Below are 19,657 nucleotides of genomic sequence, written 5' to 3' on the forward strand. Positions count from 1 at the left end.
CTTTTCCGCATCCGCTGTGCGTTTATGTTGTTTCTTCTCTATTACATCGAACCGTGGAACGTACGGTTAATGACGTCGAGCTGTTGTTCGCGAGTCAGCTTGATGAAGTTGACGGCATAACCCGATACCCGAACGGTCAGCTGCGGATAGTTTTCCGGATGCTCCATCGCATCGATCAGCTGTTGACGGTCAAACACGTTGACGTTCAGATGATGAGCGCCTTGGCTGAAATATCCGTCCATCATGGCGACAAGGTTGGATTTGCGGATATCGCCCTCTTTACCCAGTGCTTTAGGCACGATGGAGAATGTGTTGGAGATACCATCAAGGCTGTGCTCGTAAGGCAATTTGGCTACAGAGCCAAGGGAAGCAAGGGCGCCTTTTTTGTCGCGTCCGTGCATAGGGTTGGCTCCCGGAGCAAACGGTTCGCCCGCTTTGCGTCCATCCGGCGTTGTGCCTGTTTTCTTGCCATATACCACGTTCGACGTAATGGTCAGCACGGATTGGGTAGGCAGTGCGTTGCGATAAGCTTTGTGTTTCCGGATCATGCCCATGAAGGACTCGACCAGTTCAACCGCAATGCTGTCTACACGATCATCGTTGTTGCCGTAGCAAGGGAATTCGCCTTCGATTTCGAAGTCGACCGCGATGCCTTGCTCGTTGCGGATCGGTTTGACTTTGGCGTATTTGATCGCGCTCAGGGAATCGGCGGCTACCGACAATCCGGCGATGCCGCAAGCCATCGTACGCAGGATGTCACGGTCGTGCAATGCCATTTCGATGCGTTCATAGCTGTATTTGTCGTGCATGTAGTGAATGACATTCAGCGTGTTCATGTACAGTTTGGCCAGCCATTCCATCATCGGTTTGAAGCGTTTCAGCACTTCGTTGTAATCGAGCACCTCGCTGGTGATCGCCGGATATTCCGGTCCGACCTGCGCGCCCGATTTTTCGTCGCGTCCGCCGTTGATCGCATACAACAGCGCTTTGGCCAGGTTGGCGCGGGCGCCGAAGAACTGCATTTGTTTGCCGATCTTCATCGCGGATACGCAGCAGGCAATGCCGTAATCGTCGCCATAGATCGGACGCATCAAATCGTCGTTTTCATATTGGATCGAGCTCGTTTCGATCGAAACTTTAGTGCAGTATTCCTTGAACGCTTCCGGCAGCTTCACGGACCAGAGAACCGTCAAATTTGGTTCTGGTGCAGGGCCCAAGTTATAGAGCGTGTGCAGGAAACGGAAGCTGTTTTTGGTTACGCGGGTTTCGCCGTTAACGGACATTCCGCCGATGGATTCGGTAACCCAGGTCGGGTCGCCGCTGAACAACTCGTTGTAATCCGGCGTGCGCAGAAATTTCACGATGCGCAGTTTCATGACGAAATGATCGACCAGCTCTTGCGCCTGTTCTTCGGTCAGCACGCCTTCCTGCAGGTCGCGCTCGATGTAAATGTCCAGGAAAGAGGATACCCTTCCCAGGGACATTGCCGCACCGTTTTGTTCCTTGATGGCAGCCAGGTAGCCGAAGTACAGCCATTGGAAAGCTTCTTTGGCGTTGGTGGCCGGCAAGGAGATATCGAAGCCGTGCATTTCGCCCAACTGCTTCAGTTCTTGCAGCGCACGAATCTGTTCGGAGATCTCTTCGCGCAGACGAATGACATCTTCGTCCATGGCGTCCACTTCCAGCGAATTCAGCTGTGATTTTTTGTCCCGGATCAGGAAGTCTACACCGTACAAGGCCACTCGACGATAGTCGCCGATGATGCGGCCGCGGCCGTATGCATCCGGAAGACCGGTAATGATCCCCGCTTTGCGCGCTGCGCGCATTTCGGATGTATAGGCATCGAACACGCCTTGGTTATGCGTTTTGCGAATGTTCGTGAATATGTCAATGACTTCTTGAGGCATCTCGAAACCGTAAGCCTGACATGCATCAATCATCATGCGAATGCCGCCGAACGGCTGAATGGAACGTTTGAACGGAGCATCGGTCTGAACGCCGACGATCTGTTCTTTCTCTTTATCCAGATAACCCGGCTGATGGGACACGATCGTGGAAGGCGTATTCACGTCCACGTCCAGGACACCGCCGTTCTCGCGTTCCTTCTTCGTCAAATCGGAAACGATTTCCCACAGGTCCTTCGTATTTTGGGTTGCGCCTGCAAGGAACTCCTCGTCCCCGTAATACGGCGTCAGGTTGCGCACCAGAAAATCGTTTACGTCTACGGATCTGTTCCAAGTACCTTTGACAAAGTTTCTCCAGCCTGTTTGCACTTTGACATCTTTTTCAATCACCGACATCGTTAATCCCTCCGTAATTTGGATTTCCGGACACGGGACAGGTTGTCTCGCACGTCGCATCCGTGTCCAGAACCGCGATATAATGTGAATATTTTCACATATGCCGGATCGATACTCTCTCTTATAGGAACCGGAACCGCGGAATTGATTGTTTTCTTTCTGTTTTCATTATACGTTTACGTTGTTTCACACTCTGTGATTTTTATCACAAAGCCAGTGAGCTTCTTCACTCCACCATTGCTGAATCATAGTGAATTACATTAATTCACATTAGCCACTGCGAGAGTAGAACAACTTCCGATCGCAATCCACTCCATATCTCCCGATTGAATTTTATCAACTGAACAAAGAACATTTACACTTGCCCACTCCGATGACAGAACTACCTTCCGATCACTGTTATCCCCCGCGTTTTTTTGATCCATTTTTCAAAGGATACACTCCCGGGATAAAGGCGAACGCTTCGCTTTTTCAGGTTATTTCTGTCCCTCCGTTGTCGTGTAAATTGTTGAATTCAACTGATACCGCAAGGATTCCGTTGAACAGAAAGACGGCAATCGGGGCTCCCCATTTCGGGGAACCCTGCTCCTATTGCCTTAACCTCAAACGAATGGTTTGCTATGCTGCACTATTGTTTATTCAAACCGTCCATAGAAGGCGTTGCGGTATACATCGGCTAGTTCGGTAACCAGCGGCATCTTCGGATTGGCCGTTGTACATTGGTCCTCGAACGCACGGTCGGCCAGATAGTCTACGCGCGATTCGAAATCTTTCGGATCGAATCCGAGCTCCTGGAACGATTCCTCGATGCCCAGCGTTTTGTTCAGCTTGCGGATGGCGTTGATCAGGCTGTTGACGCCTTCTTCGGTCGTGCGGGCCGGCAGCCCGAGGATGCGGGCAATCTCGGCATAACGCTCATCGGCAACGAAGTGCGAATATTTCGGGAACGAAGCGAATTTGCTCGGTTTTTTCGCATTGTAGCGAATGACGTGCGGCATCAGGATCGCATTGGTACGTCCATGTGCGGTGTGGTACTGACCGCCCCATTTATGCGCAAGGCTGTGGTTGATGCCCAGAAACGCATTCGCGAAAGCCATACCTGCGATCGTCGATGCATTATGCATTTTTTCGCGGGCGAGTTTGTCGCCTTGCAAAGCCGATTGCTCCAGGTATTGGAACACCAGTTGGATCGCTTTGATCGCCAAACCGTCCGTATAATCGTTCGCCATGACCGACACATAAGCTTCGATCGCGTGGGTGAGAACGTCCATGCCCGTATCCGCCACTGCGGTTCTCGGCAAGCTGTACACAAACTCCGGATCCACGATAGCCACGTCAGGCGTCAATTCGTAATCAGCCAGCGGATATTTCGTATTGCCTTTCTCTTTGTCCGTAATGACCGCGAACGAGGTAACCTCCGATCCTGTACCGGATGTCGTCGGAATGGCTACGAATTTCGCTTTGATGCCCAAGCGCGGATATTTATAGATCCGTTTGCGGATGTCCATAAATTTTTGCTTCAGGTTGTTGAAGTCGGTATCCGGGTATTCGTAGAACAGCCACATCGCTTTCGCGGCATCCATCGGCGAACCGCCGCCGAGGGCGATGATGCAGTCCGGCTGGAAGCGATTCATCATCTCGGTTCCGCGATCAACCGTCGTTGTCGATGGATCGGGTTCGACTTCGGAGAACACTTCGATCGCAACCGGAGTCTGGCGCTGACGCAGGTAATGCTCTACTTTTTCGACATAACCAAGCTTCACCATCACAGGGTCCGTAATGATGGCAACGCGGGTGATGTCCGGCATTTTGGCGAGATATTGCGTTGCGCCTTTTTCGAAATAGACTTTGTTCGGCACTTTGAACCATTGCATATTCACGGTACGGCGAGCCACCCTTTTCACGTTGATTAAGTTGACGGCAGATACGTTCGACGACGTCGAGTTGCGTCCATACGAGCCGCAGCCCAGCGTCAGGGACGGAATGTTCGTATTGTAAATATCGCCGATCGCCCCATGCGTGGATGGCGAGTTGACCAGAATCCGGCCTGTTTGCAAACGATCCGCAAATTTGGTGATGACATCTTCATTGTTCGAATGGATCACCGAGGAGTGGCCCATGCCGCCAAAAGCAACCACTTCCGCTGCGCGCTCAATGCCTTCGGCTGCGTTTTTCACTTTGTAGCAAGCCAGCACCGGGCTCAGTTTTTCGGCCGACAGCGGGTATTTCGTGCCTACGCCTTCGATTTCGGCAACGAGGATTTTGGTGCCTGCCGGAACGTCAATGCCGCACAGTTCGGCGATTTTGACGGCGGATTGGCCTACGATCGCCGGATTGACCGCACATTTATCGACATTGATCACGCCTGGCGTCAACTTTGCCAGCTCTTCTTTGTTCACAAAGTAACAGCCGCTGGCGATCATTTTCTTTTTCACCTGGTCGAAAATCGCTTCTTCGATGATGACGGCTTGCTCGGATGCGCAGATCATGCCGTTGTCGAACGATTTGGACAGAATCAGGTCGGTCACCGCCTGGTTGATGTCCGCGCTTTTCTCAATGAAGCAAGGAACGTTACCTGGTCCGACACCCAGTGCCGGTTTACCACAGCTGTATGCGGCCCGTACCATGCCTGATCCGCCTGTGGCCAGAATAAGCGCTACGTCAGGGTGATTCATCAGGGCATTGGTCCGATCCATGGAAGGATCGTCGATCCATTGGATGCAATCGGCCGGAGCACCATGCTTCACTGCTGCTTCAAGCAGGATTTTGGCAGCTTCACGGCTGCAGTTTTGTGCGGACGGATGGAATCCAAAGATGATCGGGTTGCGCGTTTTGATGGAGATCAGCGCTTTGAACATCGTGGTGGACGTTGGATTCGTAACCGGTGTGATCCCCATAATGATGCCCACCGGTTCGGCAATTTTCTGGAAGCTGTCGAATTCGTTGTCTTCGATCACGCCTACCGTTTTGTCGTATTTAATGCTGTGATAAATATATTCCGTGGCAAAAATGTTTTTAGTGATTTTATCCTCATACACGCCTCGACCTGTTTCTTCGACGGCCATTTTGGCAAGCATCATGTGTTTGTCGAGTCCTGCGAGTGCCATGGCCTGCACGATCCGGTCGATCTGCTCCTGATCCATGGACATGAACGCTGCGTGTGCCTTGTTTGCTTTGTCAATCAACGTTTGGATATACTGGCCTGCTGTCGGTTCTTTTACTGGGGCGACTTCGTTCTTTACAGCCATCTCCCTCATCCTCCTAAAGGTTCGTATTGTTTGTCTCTCTGCTTACGATCACATCGTACCATGGCGAATTCGGTCGGTATGTGATTTTTTTCACAAAGTATAACAAATTTAATTTATGTTTTGGAGCATCGCTCCACTCCCCTTACGGCTCTTCATATTTAAAATGATATTCTGTCATCATCATCCTTTCCTTAGAAAAGTGAATTTAATCACAATGTTTGAAATATTGCCATTTTTGCCTCCTTCCCAGCCCCCGCATTAGGTATATACTGAACTTAAAAATTGAACCACCGCAATTTGTACCGTCCCTCACCGGCCGGATTCACCTGATCAGGACGGCGGCTTGCGGCGAACCACGGCAGCTCATTCACCTACATGAAAGAACGCCGGCGGATACAAAGGGGAGATAGACTTATGAGAGAACCATTGAGTGTACTGGAAGAGCGCGGAAATACAAGCTGTTTCTCGGAAGTGAACTTCAACCATCTGCTCGTAACGATGAAAGAACGCACCTATCCCGAAGGTACCCACCTGTACTGGGAAGGCGATGTCTCCGACAAATTGTATTATCTGAAACGGGGACGCGCCCAGATCACCAAATCTACGGATGAAGGCAAAGAGCTTATCATGTATATGTACCAAGCCGGGGACATGATCGGCCAGGCCGACCCGTTCTTTGGTTCCCGTCATTCCTTCTCGGCCGAAGTGCTGGAGGACAGCGAGATCGGCGTCCTGGAGCACAAAGACCTGGAAATGCTGATCTGCCAGCATTGCGATTTTGCGATTGATTTCATGAAATGGATGGGTATCCATCACCGGTTGACCCAAACCAAATTCCGTGACCTCATGTTGTATGGTAAACCGGGTGCCCTATGCTCCACGTTAATCCGTTTGTCCAATTCGTACGGGGAGCCTCACGGCGAACATGTCATCATTCATAAAAAAATTACCCACACCGACCTGTCCAACATGATCGGTGCCACTCGCGAGAGCGTGAACCGCATGCTTAGCGACCTGCGCAAAAAAGACGCCATCGAATATGAGAACGGCATGATCGTCATCAAGGATCTGCAAATGCTGCAAGGCATCTGCCATTGCGAATTGTGCCCACGGGAAATTTGCCGGATCTAACCCCCAAAAAGCCCAATCCCCCCGCTAGGAGGATTGGGCTTCTATCTGCACGGCTTGTCCATCAGGATGCCGTCAATTCCAGTTTAACCGCATCACGCGGATTCAATTTCATGTCCAGGCCGTTGTCCATCAATTCTTTGTCATTGACCATAATCACCCAGCGTTGATTCATGCGCGGGCTAACGTTTTCCACGGACAAGACGTATTTGTTGTTTTCCGACAATCGAACCACGCCGCTGGATTTCAACACATCGCGCACCGTGCATTCCGGCACGTATACGCCTGCATACTGCCGATTGAGCGATGGCAGAATGTTACCGCCGCTCACCTTGAGCAGGGTTGTCTGATAAGCAACCCCCTCATTAGAGCTGTCGGCGGCTTTGACATAGATGACCACTTCGTCCTTGGCATGCAGCTCCATATCCCAATGCTCGGGGTCGACGTCCTCTCCATTCAGTTTTACGGCCCAGCTCAGCGAGGCATCCAGCGATACTTCTCCAACCGATTGGATTCGTTTGCCGTCCGCCGTGAAATCGACAAGTCCGCTGTTCAAAAGCGCTTTTTTAAGCGTCATTCCTTCGCTGAAATCCCTTTTGATCGATTTGGTTGCATCCGGCAGGAACGTGCTGCCATCCACTGCAACCGTAATCGTATTCGCCGAATCGGCGTCTTTGACGACAGGCTGCTCGGAAGGCTGGGGTTCCGTACATCCTGCCAATATGGCCAGTAACAGCAGGCAAAACCCAATTAGTCCCGGGAATTTGTAGTTCATGTAGGTAACACCACCCTGCGTAAAATCATTTGTCTGTTGTCCATAACCATTATTATGGCACAGATTTTAACCGAAAAAAGTGTCAAAGCCGTTACTTTTCATTTCCGGGAAACACAAAGAGCCTGCAAGCAGGCTCAATTTGGATCATATGACGGTTCTTAAAAGAACCGTTGCATGTTTGACTATTGAATGTTGGCCTGCATGTACGTTCGGCCTCCATCCCCGTTTTTCACGTAAGGATTAAGCCCGAAAACTTGTTCCTCCGCAACGGTGACTTCCGTCAACAGCTGCCCTTCAAGCAGTTCCCCGTCGACGTGCACGCACAACAAGGGAGCTTTCACATATTCCTGATATAACGGAATGGAGGATCCGGGGCTGCGATGGACCTTGTACAGCTTGCCTTGCTCATGTAACGGCCGTTTGGAAAAATACGTCGGAACGACGTATTTTGCGATAATGTCCATTTCCTGTGGCGTATAAAAGGTGTCTTGGCCAAGCCAAGGCTCAAGCATTCTGATCTCTTCGTATTGCGACCAGACAATGGCCTGAATGAGCAGTTCTTTCCGAATCGTTCGACCGTCAGGCATCTTGGCCATCGTATTCGGGAACCACGCGCCCTGCAGCGGAAGCTGCCCTATTCTCACCTCGCAGCCAATGCACTTCCAGCCGGATGACGTCCGGATCCACTTTTGCAGCACGGCCGGACGAGGGCCCTGTATCTTGCCGTCAACCGTCTTCCGATCGGATGCAGCATGCGTCCGTCCGTCCGTTTGAAACAACGATGCTGCTTTTTTGTAAATGAGATGTACCTGAATGGATGCGTTCTCAAGTTCAGCAATGTCCTGCTCGCCGTAGCGTACTTCACGGGATAAGCGTTCTTCTCTCATGACAAGTGGCCTCCTCGCTCCGGCCGCGTGCGGCCATTTTTGGAAACGAAACGACTTTCGGAGATACGACTGTGAACGTTGATCATCCCATTATACTACAACTCTCAGGCAGATGTGCAAAAGGCGCGAAACAAAAAATCCCAATTTCTTGTGGAAATCGGGATTTTTTGTGCCATGGGACCGCTTCATGGAGTCCAACACCGAATATTCGATTAATCGACCCACTGCTCAGCCCATTCCTGAATTTGATTCATGACCGGCTGCAGCGCTTTCCCTTTCTCCGTCAGCTCGTATTCAATCCGAACCGGCGTTTCAGGATAAACGTGACGGATCAAAATACCTTCACTCTCCAGATCCTTCATGCGTTCCGACAACATCTTGTCACTCATGGATGGAATCAGAGTGGAAATGTCCTTGAATCGCTTGGAGCCACTCATCAACGTTTGAATGATCAAACCGTTCCAGCGCTTGCCCAAAAACGAAAACGCCGTTTCAAAACGCGGACACATCCGCAGATCTTGGCCTTCCACATTAATCACCCCTTAATGAATCATTACAACTTACATTTCGTTAGTATATATAATAATAACACATTTGCGTCACATTTAAAACGTCTGCGTGCAAAAAGTTAAGCAAAGAACGTCCAAATGCAGCTATACCAGTATACCTCACCGCGTTCCCGGGGGCCATGGGGAATTTTCTGCTAACACTTTTTACCATAAACGATTCCAAAAAGAACCCTGCCGCCATAGTCGTTCTGACTCGGAGAAGGGTTCTTAGTGTGACTATGCTGTTTATATAAACCGAATTAATCAATCACACTAGGGCACTTCGAGTCAGTACCATCTTCTGATCGCTATTATCCCCAGATTTTTTTGATTCCCTTTTCCAAAGGGAAAATCCGGTGATAAACGCGAACACTTCGCTTCTCCAGATTGGTTCTGCCTCTCTGTTAACGTGTAGATGTTTTTGCGGTTTATATAGTTATATTGTTGTCTGTTAAAGTCAGACAACTACGCCGCCAAACGGTCTGACAGGTGCGCTGTTCCCGTATTCAGGCTTCACGTTGCGAGATGGATACGCCCATTTGATCGCATTGCCGATGACTTTCAGCACGTCAGGCTGGTAATACGTCGGATACGTTTCGTGGCCTGGGCGGAAATAAAAGATTTTGCCCTCGCCGCGTTTGAACGTACACCCGCTGCGGAACACTTCTCCGCCTTGGAAATTGCTGACGAATACAAGTTCATCCGGTACCGGAATATCGAAATATTCGCCATACATTTCTTCATGCTCCAATACGATTTTTCCTTGAACACCCTCCGCAATCGGGTGCGAAGGATTGACGCACCAAATGATTTCCTGTTCGTTCGCCACGCGCCACTTCAGATCACAGCTGGTGCCCATAAGCGCCTTGAACGGTTTGGAGAAATGGCCGGAATGCAGCACGATCAGCCCCATCCCGTTCAAAACCCGCTGAACCACCTTGTGCGTAATCTCGTCACTAACCCGATCATGTGCCATATGTCCCCACCATACCAGCACGTCTGTCGTATCCAGCACCTCGCTGCTCAGACCATGGTCCGGCTGATCCAGCGTCGCTGTCCGGATGGCAAAACCTTCGCCGCCCAGACCGTCAGCCAGTGCCCGATGCAGTCCGTCGGGATACACCTCCCTCACTTCATCATGAATCTTCTCATGGACATACTCATTCCAAATGGTGACGTTGATCATGCTTTAATTTCCCCCTAAAATGGCCCTACACCCACCACATTTCCCCCAGCGGCTCTTCGATCAGCACTTGCTGGAGATTTTGCACGGCTTTGGAGAAGCCTTCTTCGACAGACATCAGTCCGTCTTCATGTTCGATGCTAACGACATAATCATATCCGACCAGACGCAGGGCACTGATGATGTCGGCCCAAGTTTTGTTGTCGTGGCCGTAACCTACAGAACGGAACTGCCATGCCCGATCAAGCATGTTCGTGTAATCCTGCATATCGGTCAATCCGTATTTGTTCACATTCACCGGATCGATCGTTGTATCTTTCGCGTGGAAATGGTGGATAGCTCCTTCGCGTCCAAGAATATGAATCGCTTGCACAGGATCGATGCCTTGCCACCACATGTGGCTCGGATCCAGGTTGGCGCCGATGACTTCGCCCGCTGCTTCGCGGAGTCTCAGCAAAGTTGCCGGTGTATGCACCGAGAAGCCACCGTGCAGCTCCAGACCGATTTTTACGCTGCGATCCGCGGCGAATTTGCCCCACTCCGTCCAGTAAGGAATGACTTTGTTTTCCCACTGCCATTTCAAAATTTCCTGGTAGTCGTTCGGCCATGGCGCTACAGGCCAGTTCGGGTATTTGGCGTCCTCATGGTCCCCAGGGCAACCGGAAAATGTGTTAACGACAGGCACTTCGAGCTTTTGTGCCAGTTCCACCGTTTTGACAAAATCGTCATGGAACGATTTGGCGATATCCTTTTGCGGATGAAGCGGATTGCCGTGTACGCTGAGCGCGCTGATGATCAAACCGCGGGATTCCACCGCGTTTTTGAAGTTTTTGAGCGCTGTCTCGTTTTCGAGAAGCTCAGCCGGGTTGCAGTGCGCATTGCCCGGATATCCTCCGGTGCCGATTTCCACGGCTTTCAGCCCTTTTGCAGCTACGTAATCAAGTGCGTCCTCCAGTTTGCGTCCACCGAACAGTACCAAAAATACGCCAAGTTTCATTTGAGATTCCTCCCTGGATTATAAGTTAAATAAATGGTATGAATGCTTGCTGCTCCGAATCCCGGTTCCGCCGTTATGCCCTTTGCATTGTACTTATTGTGGAAAATCAGGCCTCATTCTATCCTGAAAGCCAAAAATTCAAAGCACGGCTGCATGAATGGCGGCAACGGAGTCCGGATGTAGTCCAAATAAAATCTGCTTACGCATAGGTGCTCTCAAGCGCAATGTGTTTGCCTTCCAACGAAGAGCGCTGGAACGCATGCATGGCCTCCAAGACATGATAAGCGAGCTTGCCGCTTGCCTGATGCTCTCTTCCGGCCCGAATCGATTCCACCATCTCCGTAACGCCGATGCCGCGTTCGTTGTGCCCGCTTTCGAATGCCGGAGGCAGCACCTCCCATTCATCCTGTCCCGGTCTGCGCAGCTTCACGTCCCCGTTGAAAAAGTTCGGGTCCGGCACGCTCAGCACGCCTTCGGTACCGTAGATTTCGATCCGCGGCAGATCCGATCCGCCCCGAATATCGAAGCTGGCAATCATCGTGGCGATGGCACCCTGCTCAAAATCGATCGTGCCTGAAAGATGAGTCGGCGTTTCGACCTGCAGCGAAGTGCCTTCCTTCGGCCCCGAACCAATTTTGCGATCCGCGATCTGGATGCCCGCAGAAGCGCTGATCCGGCGAATCGGTCCCAGAAGTTTAATCAGGGCGGTCAAATAGTATGGCCCCATATCAAACATCGGTCCACCGCCGACGGTGTAGAAAAATTCCGGATTCGGATGCCATGCTTCCGGTCCGCCGCCCATGAAAAATGCCGTTGCGGCAACGGGTTTGCCGATCAAGCCGTCCTCGATGGCCCGGCGGGCCGTCTGGATGCCCGAACCAAGGAACGTATCCGGCGCAGAGCCGACATACAGTCCTTTTTGTTCCGCCAGTTCAATGACCTTGCGTCCGTCCTCGAGCGAAATGGCGAGCGGCTTTTCGGCATACACATGTTTGCCGGCCTCCAGCGCAGCCAAATCGGTCATGGCATGGCTGCCCGGAATGGTCAGGTTCAGCACAAGCTCGATGTCTTCGTTTTGCAGCAGTTCATCTACATTGTAAACGTTTGCGATATTAAATTCATCTGCCCGTTCCTGCGCGCGTTCGCGGATCAGATCCGCTACGGCGACCACTTCAATGACTGGGCTGTTCTTCAGGTTTTCGAGATAAATGGCGCTAATGTTGCCGCACCCGATGATGCCTGCTTTCATTTTCTCCACTATGAGGTCATCTCCTTGCACGTTGAGTAGCTGTGCTGAAAATCTTGCTAACAACTTCCTCTATGGTATTCCGTTTCACCTTCGATTAAAATGAATAATATGATCGAAACATGAACTATCTGGTCATAATTTTCAAGTTGCAAGGAGAGTGCCAATGCAATCCGATCACGCTTGTCAGGTTCTTACAGCGGGCTTTTCGTTTCACCGTAAACCTTACAACTCCATAATGCCTGAGGGGGTTAAAAACTATTTGCTTCGCCTTCAAACCGATGGCCGCTGCCGTGCCCGTGTGGACGGATCCTTGTCCCTGGTGGATGTGGGTGATCTGCTTTTATTCAGTCCGGACGAGCCGTACGAACTCAAAATCGATGCAGAGCTGAATCCGCTCGGGGAACGTCTGGTGGAGAGCGGCGACTATCACATTTTTTTCAACGGACCATGGGTGGACGATTGGTGGCATCACCACAAGCGGCCCAACCGCATCAAGGTCGAATTGACCGAGAGCCTGCTGACGCTGTTTCGCCAGTTGGTTCTGGAACAGCGCCGAATCTCCAACCCTTATCCCGAAATTTCCAGCTATTATATGCGCATTCTGTGCCTCGAAGTGGACAGGCTGCTCTCAGAGCACCCCACCATGGCCAAAACCAATTATGTGGCTTACGAGATCAAGAGCTACATCGAGGAGAACGCTTCCTCCCTGTTCAAACTTGAAGATATCGCTTCCCATGTCGGGATCAGCGTTTCGCGCGGAGTTCATTTGTTTAAGGAAGTGTTCGGCAAAAGCATCATGCAGTACGCGCTCGATGTACGGCTGAACATGGCGCGGGAACGCATCATTTTCAGCCCGATGACGCTCGAGCATGTCGCCGAATCTTCGGGTTTCAACAATTATACGTATTTCCATCGCGTGTTTCGCTCCCGCTTCGGCATGTCGCCCAGAGAATTTCGGGCCATCCACCGGGAACAAATGTAACCACCAGGCGGGAAGCCCTCGATCGGGCACTGCGGAAACGCAACTTTTAAAAAAAACGGCTAACGAGCCGCGGGCTCTTTATGGGGAAAATGGATCTCCTTCATAAGACACTCCGCTTCGTTAGCCTGTCATACTAGCACAACGACCTGTTTTCTCACTTTCGCGCAGAGATCGTTTCGGCCACAACCATGGCCAGATCATCGTTGCCAAACATGGAAAGTACGCCGAGCACCGTCTCGTCCGGAATGTCGCCGGCTTCCTCCTTAGGCACGACCAGCTTCAGCACTTGCTGCAGCCGCTCGTTGCCCTGTTGGTTCGGGTAGGCCTGCCGATACAGCTCCTCCGGATCAACTCCCTGGTTAACGCACCATTGCGCGAACACAAGGATCATCATTTCCTCTTCCTGCTTGTAACTTTCGATCACCGCTTCTTCGATTTGTTTGCTGCGTTCCTTCGATTCCATCGTGCAGACAACCTCCACTTTCCCTTGGTTCTTCGTTCTTGCTTATTTGCGGAGCAATTGCTCGGCCAACTCATGACTATCCATCACATGGGTCGCACTAATGATGCATTCGTCCGGCGTTTCCAAACACTGCAGGAAATCGTTCACGGCCCCGGCAAATCCTCTGCGTTTCAAAATATCATCCCAGCTGCCAAACGTTTCACGCTGCTCCAGAGCACCGCGCTCCGTATACACGGCCGTCTCCATATTGACGACTTCGACGGACCTGCCGCCGCCATGCAGCTCCAGTTTCTCCAAATCAGCCCCTGCTTCACGCACCATATCGAACCGGCCAATCGCATGACGTCCCAATCGGGCTGATCCGGCGGCATGCAGCAATCTGCCGGCGTCGTTCGTGCGCAACCAATGCTGAACCAATTCCGTATCATGACCCGAGTACCACATCATCAGATCGAGAATATGGATCAGGTCGTCATAGACCGTTTCCGCAGCCGGACGATCTTGAATGCTTGTCCGGTGCTTCGTCACCGTCAAAGACTCAAAGCCCTTTCCCGCCTGCATCCATTCCTTCGCCTTTTGGTACATCGGCGCAAACCTGCGGTTGAATCCCACCGCGAGCAGCAGTCCCTGTGCTTCGGCAAAAGCCGTCATCTCCTCCGATTCCCGCAGCACATAAGACAATGGTTTGTCCACGTATACGGACAAGCCGCGTTCCAAGCATTGCATGACGAGCTCAAAATGCGCTTCGGTTGCCGTATGTATGAACACCGCATCCAAATCCCAAGATAACAGTTCCTTTATATCGGTCGCCCCCTGCTCCAGCCTGTACAGCTGCTTTGCAGCGTCGACCGGCCCCGGGGAGCGGTTCATCGCGCCCACAAGCTCCACGTTCGGATGGGCGGACAGCAGCGGCAGGTAGACCTTGCGCGCAATGCCCCCCAGACCGACGATGGCGGCACGGGTGCGTTTCTTTGTTTCCGTCATGATCATTCCACCTTCAGATGAGTTCTTCGTATCCACGCCCTATAGTGTAACGCTTCCTGCAGCAACATGCCAGCTTTCGCGCAAGCTTTACGGACGGTTGGCGAGCAGGCGTATCCATATCAAGAATTCGATTCGGAAAGCCTCCGCTTGCGCGGTCTCCTGCTCTATCTCGATCGTGATCGAACGTGGTACACTTGAACGAGAAATCAACGTTCAGGCAATTCCCTTATTTGGCGGGTTGTTGAAAGGAGCTTTTTGGATTTTGCGAAAATGGTTATGGATTCTGCTTTATGTTTTGCTGGCAGGAGCCACGTTTATTTACAGATATGAAGTGCTCGCCTGGACGGAGGCCCACCAGTCCATCCCGCTGCTCATCCTCATTGCCATGCTGTTTGCGCTGGTTCCCGTCATTCCGTACAAATTCGTCATCGTTGCCCTGGGTTACGGATATGGCGCCACAACGGCCGCCTGGGTCAGCTGGATCGGTACTTCGCTGGCTGCGCTGCTCATCTATGCGGGAGCGAGAACCGTGTTCCGGAGCCAGGCGCGAGCCTATCTGGAGCGCATTCGCGGGTTGAGCCGGTTCACCGCATGGATGGAACAACACCCGTTCATGGGCGTGATGACGCTGCGTCTGCTGCCGATCGTGCCCCAGGTGGCCGTCAATATTTATGCAGGCATGACGTACACCCCGGTCTGGACGTTTATGCTGGCAACGGCGATCGGCAAAATCCCGGCCATCGTTGTCTTTGCTTTTGCCGGAGCGCAAGCGGGAAGTTCCATCTGGCTCAGCCTGCTCATCTTGGCCGTTTATCTGACGCTCATGGCCCTGGTGTTATTCGGGTTCAGGCTCCGTTCGCGAAGCAAACGTTGAACCAGCTCTGGGCTCCGTGCTTTAGGCAGAAGTTTTCTTTGTAATATTTGGTTCTCGGCATTTGGTAGTTGACAGCTTCTGATATTATAATAATGATGCAGCAAACATATCGTTCTTCAAGAAATGGAGTGAATCATACATGGAACAACATACAAGCGAAAAAGCAACGTTTGCAGGCGGGTGCTTCTGGTGCATGGTATCCCCGTTCGAGGAGCTGCCAGGTATCCAGGGAGTTGTATCCGGTTATACCGGGGGGCACACCGAGAATCCGACGTATGAAGAGGTCTGCTCCGAGACGACAGGACATGTGGAGGCCGTTCAAATTACGTTTGACCCGGCCATCTTCCCATATAGCAAGCTGGTCGAGCTGTTCTGGCAGCAGATTGATCCTACCGATGCGGGCGGACAGTTCCATGATCGCGGTTCTTCGTATCAAACGGCCATTTTTTACCACACCGAGGAGCAGCGCGAGATCGCGGAAGCCTCCAAGGCCGCGCTAGAGCAGAGCGGACGCTTCGACAAACCGATTTTCACGCCGATTCTGCCTGCCCAAACGTTCTATCCTGCAGAGGAGTACCATCAAGGGTACCACCGCAAAAATCCGGGCCACTACAAACGGTACAGCAAGGGTTCCGGACGCGAGGACTTCATCGAACGCAACTGGTCGGGCAAACTCGACAAAAGCGACCTGAAGGAACGGCTCACGCCGCTGCAATACGAGGTCACCCAAAACAACGCCACCGAGCGCCCGTTCGAAAACGAATTTTGGGACCATCACGGCGAGGGCATTTATGTGGATATCGTCTCCGGGGAACCGCTGTTCAGCTCGAAAGACAAGTACGATGCCGGTTGCGGCTGGCCTAGCTTCACGCGTCCTCTACGCGATTACAGCATCAAAGAAAAAACGGATCTCAGCCATTTCATGATTCGTACCGAAGTGCGAAGCCGCGAGGGAGATTCCCATTTGGGTCACGTATTTAATGACGGTCCTGGCGAAAACGGACTGCGTTACTGCATTAATTCCGCTGCGCTGCGTTTCGTGCCGAAAGAAGACCTGGTCAAGGAAGGATACGGCGAGTACGCCATCCTGTTCAAATAAGAGCCGTATGGGACGGTTCGGATTGGTTTCCGCATCACCGTCCATTAGATCAAGAGCATGGGCCCCAAGGGTCCATGCTCTTTTTATCGGGAATCGACACGCCCCGGCTCCAGCCGGTGCCATATTTATTGCGGCTCGTCGTGTATGCGGCCGGAACGAAAGGATTCACTCCAATCCATACTTTCCGCCCCTTTGCCTTATCCCATCAGGCTGACAACCCATCCGATCCAGTAAGCAAAGGGAATCAGCAGCAGCTGCGCCAACAGGGTTCCGAACAATCTCGATACGAGCATGCAGCCGTAAATTTGATTCATGCGGTCCAGACGGATTTCCCCGCGCAGCGATTTGTCGCTGAGCAATGAAATGCGCGGATCGATCAGAATCGTCAGCAATATGGTGGCCATGCCGTTGATCAGCCCCGTGGACTGCGATGCCGCAACAGCCCGGTCGGGATACAAATAGGCCGCATACAGGCTCGAAAGCACCCCGGTCGTATAAATGGCGGTTACGGCTGCATTCAACGCCATCAGCCTTCTCGGCATGCCGTGCTGCACCAGCCGCTTGGCCATCGTCCAAGAGGGGGGAGTAACGTAATGCATGGCGTTTCTGATCTTATCCCGACTGAGCAAGCGACGGCCCATCGCCGGAATGGAGCCGGCCGCTTCGAAATGCACGACCAAGCGGGACGCCAGCTTCACCATCGTCGGAAAACAGAGGATCGCGATGAGCGTGCCGACGCTGGCCGCTGCCATCAGCCAGTGCAATTGGCTCGAAAAGGGGAGATGGCCCCCGCTGGTCGCATTGTCGACCAACCTGCCGACCATAGGGCCTTGCGCCATATTGGACGTGCGGGAGACGAGCAGCAATATGCCTGACAACGACAGCGCGAGCGCAATGCGCCGCGTTCTCAGCCCTCCGAGACGCAAAGCATAAGACAGGCTGTCAGCTGCATGAATGACCATCGTAAACATCATTGGAATCAAAAGACTCATCGTTATTATCAATGCTGTCCTTCTCCTTTGTCTTGCTTTTTATGTACATAAACTCATCTCTGCATTATACGCCTCATGACTCCCATTGTATATCATCCCCAATTTACCCATTATCGACATATCCCTTGAAGCGTTGGACCACCTGATTGAAGCCCCGGGCTGCAGCTTTCCCGAAACCTCGGGCTCCCCAACGTCATGCTCCCCGGCGTAGTGGCAGGAAGTCATCGTTTATCGCTCCCCATGCAGGGTAATATATACTAACCGCTATTGCAGAGGAGGAAACGATATGCCTTGGAACAAACGGGATTACCCTGTATCGATGAAAAATTTGAAACCGCGCGTGAGGCATAAAGCCATCGAGATTGCCAACGCCCTGCTGGATGAAGGATATGACGAAGGCCGCTCCATCGCCATCGCTACGGCAAAAGCGGAGGAATGGGACGCGAATCATCCAGCAGATGAACATTCTGCCTCCGATTCGGACAGGCACGGCCATCCTTCAGGAAACTCCCGCGTCTCTTCCGGACAAGGCCATTCCGAGCCCGTCTCTTCTTCCAAGAACCATGCCAACATTCATGTCGTTCCGAACGACGATGACGGCTGGTCCATCAAAAAGGAAGGAAAGGCGCAGCCCCTTTCCACGTACCGCACCAAAAACGAAGCGCTGAAGGCCGCACGCGAAATGAGCGGCAAACAAAGCATTCGGGCGATTATCCATAACCGGGACGGCCAGATTGCTGCATCCTTCCGTGCATGACCGATGGTTCGGTTCGCTCGTCTTTGAACCAAAAAAGTCCTTTCGCTGCCAGACCGGCGAGCAAAAGGACTTTGTGATTTTCGCATGGTTTGCGAATCATCCGATATAAATTAATGCGTGACACCTCTTGCTATCGTAGGACGCGGGGCCGACGCGCCGACAACCGCTTTGGGTGCGGATGGCACAGGTCGTTTGACCGCCGAAGTCGTGACCGTTTGAGGCGTACGAACAGTAACTACGAAAGTGATGACTTTGCTGGCAATCCATACGGCCAGAATCGTGAAGAGCGTTTCTTTGACCGGCAGGAAGAAAAGCGAGAGCAACAGCACGACGGCGTCGCTGACAAAAAATACCGTACCGAGCTTCCAGCCTTTCCAGCGGCTGACCAGCACGGCCAGAATGTCGTCTCCACCCGTGGCTCCGCCAAAGCGAAGCACGATTCCTGCACCGATTCCCGTCAGCAATCCGGATAGAATTGCGGGAATCCACAGATTGCCGTTAAATGAAATAACCAATGTGGAATAACGTTCGAATCCGTCGTAGAACAGGGAAAACGCAGCCGCGCCTATCAGCGCTTGAATCATGAATTTCCAGCCTTTGATGAACCAGGCCAGAATCATGACGGGTATATCGAGCAGCAGTATGCCCACCGCAGGCGATAATCCGGTTGCGTATTTAGCAAGCAATGCCAGACCGACAAAGCCGCCTTCCGATAATTCGTTTTGAAAATTAATGTGATAATAAGCAAACGCCAAAATAAAGGTTCCGAGCAGCATGAGGAGCAATTTCCCCGCTTCTGCCCTGATGTGTTGCAACGATGTTCTCTTCATTCAGAATCCCTCGCAGTTGGTATAGGTTGGTGTAAACCGACCGTACCCTGCAAAAGGCAAGTCTGGAAGGAAACATCGTGTTCATCCTTCGACTATTCATTCCAATCCCCTCTTTCGCAGAGTCAGCCGTTTGACGACGGTGATTTACCCTGCAGAGGAGCTAAGTGTAAGATAGATCGTAACGTTTCCAGATCATCCTTGGGGAGCTTATCCTTCGGGAGCTCATGGTATCCTGATCCTTTCTGCCAGTTTGTTGTTAACGGGCTGAGTTCGTGAAGTGAACCGTCTAGACGTTCTGTTCATTTTCCCACCGCTAACTAGCTTGTTATTTAATTATATAACACCAGCGAAGCTTGGTCTA

17 protein-coding genes are annotated in these 19,657 nt (G+C 51.9%); 5 read left to right on the forward strand and 12 right to left on the reverse strand.

The annotated features are described in order from the left end of the window. Positions 1-41: 41 nt before the first annotated feature. Together pflB and adhE are read right to left on the reverse strand one after the other, a co-directional pair. On the reverse strand, positions 42-2,300 hold the full coding sequence (gene pflB, locus RSX24_RS14720; protein ID WP_343261003.1) for a formate C-acetyltransferase: 2,259 nt from the start codon (positions 2,298-2,300) through the stop codon (positions 42-44). Between the two features lie 635 nt (positions 2,301-2,935). Next, the gene (adhE, locus tag RSX24_RS14725; protein WP_236420045.1) at positions 2,936-5,548 is read right to left on the reverse strand and encodes a bifunctional acetaldehyde-CoA/alcohol dehydrogenase; all 2,613 of its coding nucleotides are present in this window, start codon (positions 5,546-5,548) and stop codon (positions 2,936-2,938) included. 414 nt (positions 5,549-5,962) lie between these two features. Between adhE and RSX24_RS14730 the strand changes: the two genes are divergently transcribed. Further along, on the forward strand, positions 5,963-6,679 hold the full coding sequence (locus RSX24_RS14730; RefSeq protein ID WP_236420047.1) for a Crp/Fnr family transcriptional regulator: 717 nt from the start codon (positions 5,963-5,965) through the stop codon (positions 6,677-6,679). Between the two features lie 61 nt (positions 6,680-6,740). On the opposite strand, the gene RSX24_RS14735 is transcribed toward RSX24_RS14730, so the two are convergent. From RSX24_RS14735 to RSX24_RS14760, 6 genes are all read right to left on the reverse strand, one after another. Further along, positions 6,741-7,451, reverse strand: coding sequence for a hypothetical protein (locus RSX24_RS14735; RefSeq protein ID WP_339273384.1), 711 nt, complete (start codon positions 7,449-7,451; stop codon positions 6,741-6,743). 182 nt (positions 7,452-7,633) lie between these two features. Beyond that, positions 7,634-8,338: a hypothetical protein gene (locus RSX24_RS14740; RefSeq protein ID WP_343261004.1), complete on the reverse strand. Its 705-nt coding sequence runs from the start codon at positions 8,336-8,338 to the stop codon at positions 7,634-7,636. Positions 8,339-8,550: 212 nt separating this feature from the next. Continuing rightward, positions 8,551-8,847, reverse strand: coding sequence for a winged helix-turn-helix transcriptional regulator (locus RSX24_RS14745; protein ID WP_236420112.1), 297 nt, complete (start codon positions 8,845-8,847; stop codon positions 8,551-8,553). A gap of 496 nt (positions 8,848-9,343) precedes the next feature. Next, complete coding sequence (locus tag RSX24_RS14750; RefSeq protein WP_343261005.1) at positions 9,344-10,072, reverse strand: ThuA domain-containing protein; 729 nt, start codon at positions 10,070-10,072, stop codon at positions 9,344-9,346. Positions 10,073-10,097: 25 nt separating this feature from the next. Further along, positions 10,098-11,066, reverse strand: coding sequence for a sugar phosphate isomerase/epimerase family protein (locus tag RSX24_RS14755; RefSeq protein WP_339273388.1), 969 nt, complete (start codon positions 11,064-11,066; stop codon positions 10,098-10,100). A 199-nt stretch (positions 11,067-11,265) separates the two neighbouring features. Further along, the gene (locus RSX24_RS14760) at positions 11,266-12,324 is read right to left on the reverse strand and encodes a Gfo/Idh/MocA family protein (protein ID WP_236420057.1); all 1,059 of its coding nucleotides are present in this window, start codon (positions 12,322-12,324) and stop codon (positions 11,266-11,268) included. Between the two features lie 154 nt (positions 12,325-12,478). Here RSX24_RS14760 and RSX24_RS14765 point away from each other — a divergent pair, with 154 nt between their 5' ends. Continuing rightward, entirely contained in the window at positions 12,479-13,297 is an 819-nt protein-coding gene (locus tag RSX24_RS14765) for an AraC family transcriptional regulator (RefSeq protein ID WP_236420059.1), read from the forward strand. A gap of 154 nt (positions 13,298-13,451) precedes the next feature. On the opposite strand, the gene yxiS is transcribed toward RSX24_RS14765, so the two are convergent. Both yxiS and RSX24_RS14775 read right to left on the reverse strand, forming a co-directional pair. Further along, positions 13,452-13,760 (reverse strand): protein YxiS, encoded by a 309-nt coding sequence (gene yxiS / locus RSX24_RS14770; RefSeq protein WP_236420061.1) that lies wholly within the window; start codon positions 13,758-13,760, stop codon positions 13,452-13,454. A gap of 42 nt (positions 13,761-13,802) precedes the next feature. Continuing rightward, on the reverse strand, positions 13,803-14,744 hold the full coding sequence (locus tag RSX24_RS14775) for a Gfo/Idh/MocA family protein (RefSeq protein ID WP_343261006.1): 942 nt from the start codon (positions 14,742-14,744) through the stop codon (positions 13,803-13,805). Between the two features lie 262 nt (positions 14,745-15,006). On the opposite strand from RSX24_RS14775, the gene RSX24_RS14780 reads away from it, so the two are divergent. Next, the gene (locus RSX24_RS14780; protein WP_343261007.1) at positions 15,007-15,618 is read left to right on the forward strand and encodes a TVP38/TMEM64 family protein; all 612 of its coding nucleotides are present in this window, start codon (positions 15,007-15,009) and stop codon (positions 15,616-15,618) included. A 139-nt stretch (positions 15,619-15,757) separates the two neighbouring features. Next, complete coding sequence (gene msrA, locus RSX24_RS14785) at positions 15,758-16,717, forward strand: peptide-methionine (S)-S-oxide reductase MsrA (protein ID WP_339273395.1); 960 nt, start codon at positions 15,758-15,760, stop codon at positions 16,715-16,717. Between the two features lie 197 nt (positions 16,718-16,914). Here msrA and RSX24_RS14790 read toward each other — a convergent pair whose 3' ends face one another. Further along, entirely contained in the window at positions 16,915-17,721 is an 807-nt protein-coding gene (locus tag RSX24_RS14790) for a lipid II flippase Amj family protein (protein WP_236420068.1), read from the reverse strand. A 274-nt stretch (positions 17,722-17,995) separates the two neighbouring features. Here RSX24_RS14790 and RSX24_RS14795 point away from each other — a divergent pair, with 274 nt between their 5' ends. Then, positions 17,996-18,466, forward strand: coding sequence for a DUF2188 domain-containing protein (locus RSX24_RS14795; protein WP_343261008.1), 471 nt, complete (start codon positions 17,996-17,998; stop codon positions 18,464-18,466). Between the two features lie 110 nt (positions 18,467-18,576). On the opposite strand, the gene RSX24_RS14800 is transcribed toward RSX24_RS14795, so the two are convergent. Then, positions 18,577-19,296 carry a YitT family protein gene (locus RSX24_RS14800; RefSeq protein ID WP_343261009.1) on the reverse strand — a complete coding sequence of 240 codons (720 nt, stop codon included), beginning with the start codon at positions 19,294-19,296 and terminating at the stop codon, positions 18,577-18,579. Positions 19,297-19,657 lie beyond the last annotated feature (361 nt).

It is taken from the genome of Paenibacillus hubeiensis, assembly GCF_032334105.1.
Classification (GTDB): domain Bacteria; phylum Bacillota; class Bacilli; order Paenibacillales; family Paenibacillaceae; genus Paenibacillus; species Paenibacillus hubeiensis.